Annotated in this window: 10 tRNA genes and 1 rRNA gene; all 11 read left to right on the forward strand. The window is 44.6% G+C overall.

The window, feature by feature from the left end:
* Positions 1-207: 207 nt before the first annotated feature.
* A tRNA-Asn gene (locus tag QY97_RS19075) sits at positions 208-282 on the forward strand.
* A 7-nt stretch (positions 283-289) separates the two neighbouring features.
* A tRNA-Ser gene (locus QY97_RS19080) sits at positions 290-382 on the forward strand.
* A gap of 27 nt (positions 383-409) precedes the next feature.
* Positions 410-481, forward strand: a tRNA-Glu gene (locus QY97_RS19085).
* A 24-nt stretch (positions 482-505) separates the two neighbouring features.
* Positions 506-580, forward strand: a tRNA-Gln gene (locus tag QY97_RS19090).
* A 4-nt stretch (positions 581-584) separates the two neighbouring features.
* Positions 585-660, forward strand: a tRNA-Lys gene (locus QY97_RS19095).
* A 9-nt stretch (positions 661-669) separates the two neighbouring features.
* Positions 670-753, forward strand: a tRNA-Leu gene (locus QY97_RS19100).
* Positions 754-1,038: 285 nt separating this feature from the next.
* Positions 1,039-1,124, forward strand: a tRNA-Leu gene (locus QY97_RS19105).
* Positions 1,125-1,130: 6 nt separating this feature from the next.
* A tRNA-Arg gene (locus QY97_RS19110) sits at positions 1,131-1,207 on the forward strand.
* 11 nt (positions 1,208-1,218) lie between these two features.
* Positions 1,219-1,295, forward strand: a tRNA-Pro gene (locus tag QY97_RS19115).
* 18 nt (positions 1,296-1,313) lie between these two features.
* Positions 1,314-1,387, forward strand: a tRNA-Gly gene (locus tag QY97_RS19120).
* Positions 1,388-1,473: 86 nt separating this feature from the next.
* Positions 1,474-1,539: ribosomal RNA gene (locus tag QY97_RS19125) — 16S ribosomal RNA — on the forward strand; the annotation flags it as partial.

A 1,539-nucleotide genomic window follows, 5' to 3' on the forward strand; every position in this document is an offset into this window, starting at 1 on the left:
GTGTCTTTTTTGTGTGCAAAAAAATAGGTACTCTCCAACATTTTTGGTGAGTACCTATTTTTAAGTTACTGGGGTTTTGTCCCAGCCTCTTGCTGTATTTTGAGGGGAGTTGAATGGAAATGAAGGAATTAGCAAAAAAATAAAAAGGGTGTTGACGCACCTATTCGTTTTTAATATAATACAAATTGTCGATAAAACATTATTCGTTCCGCAGTAGCTCAGTGGTAGAGCAATCGGCTGTTAACCGATCGGTCGCAAGTTCGAATCTTGCCTGCGGAGCCAATTTTTTGGGGAAGTACTCAAGTGGCTGAAGAGGCGCCCCTGCTAAGGGTGTAGGTCGGTTTACTCCGGCGCGAGGGTTCAAATCCCTCCTTCTCCGCCATCTTAACTTAACATCTTTCTTTATTAAGGCCCCTTGGTCAAGCGGTTAAGACACCGCCCTTTCACGGCGGTAACACGGGTTCGAATCCCGTAGGGGTCATTTTTGTATCATTTTACAGGATATTGGGCTATAGCCAAGCGGTAAGGCACCGGACTTTGACTCCGTCATGCGCAGGTTCGAATCCTGCTAGCCCAGCCATTGTGAGCCATTAGCTCAGTTGGTAGAGCATCTGACTTTTAATCAGAGGGTCGAAGGTTCGAGTCCTTCATGGCTCACCATTATTTTTTGCGGGTGTGGCGGAACTGGCAGACGCGCTAGAATCAGGCTCTAGTGTCCGAAAGGACGTGGGGGTTCGACTCCCTTCATCCGCATTAACAACTGTTTGGTTAGAAACAGTCAGTCTGTACATTACAGACTGTTTTTTTAAGCCCCTATATTATTACTAACAGTTTGGTTACTATTTTGTTTTTAATAAGTTTCAAAGGGAGGTACAGCTAGATCGGTTCCCAGGTAAAGCTTATTAAAAAAAGTAGTTGACTATTATGTAAAAGTGTTATAGAATATTACTTGTGACGTTGAGAGCGTCAAAGGGAAATGAAAAAATAATTGACTTGATTGTAGTAGAATGTTATAATAGAATTCTGTTGTTAATTCTTGCGGTCGTGGCGGAATGGCAGACGCGCTAGGTTGAGGGCCTAGTGGGGGCGACCCCGTGGAGGTTCAAGTCCTCTCGACCGCACCAATATATGCGCCCGTAGCTCAATTGGATAGAGCGTTTGACTACGGATCAAAAGGTTAGGGGTTCGACTCCTCTCGGGCGCGCCATATTTTGTAAGCGGGAAGTAGCTCAGCTTGGTAGAGCACTTGGTTTGGGACCAAGGGGTCGCAGGTTCGAATCCTGTCTTCCCGACCATTAATTCATATAATATATGCGGGTGTAGTTTAATGGTAAAACCTCAGCCTTCCAAGCTGATGTCGTGGGTTCGATTCCCATCACCCGCTCCAAAGAAACTATCATTGATCTTTGAAAACTGAACAAAATACATGCCAGTTAATTCTTGATTTTTTTATTTTATGAGCAATCAAACATCTTTTTGGAGAGTTTGATCCTGGCTCAGGACGAACGCTGGCGGCGTGCCTAATACATGCAAGTCGAG

The organism is Bacillus thermotolerans, from assembly GCF_000812025.2.
Taxonomy (GTDB): domain Bacteria; phylum Bacillota; class Bacilli; order Bacillales; family Domibacillaceae; genus Quasibacillus; species Quasibacillus thermotolerans.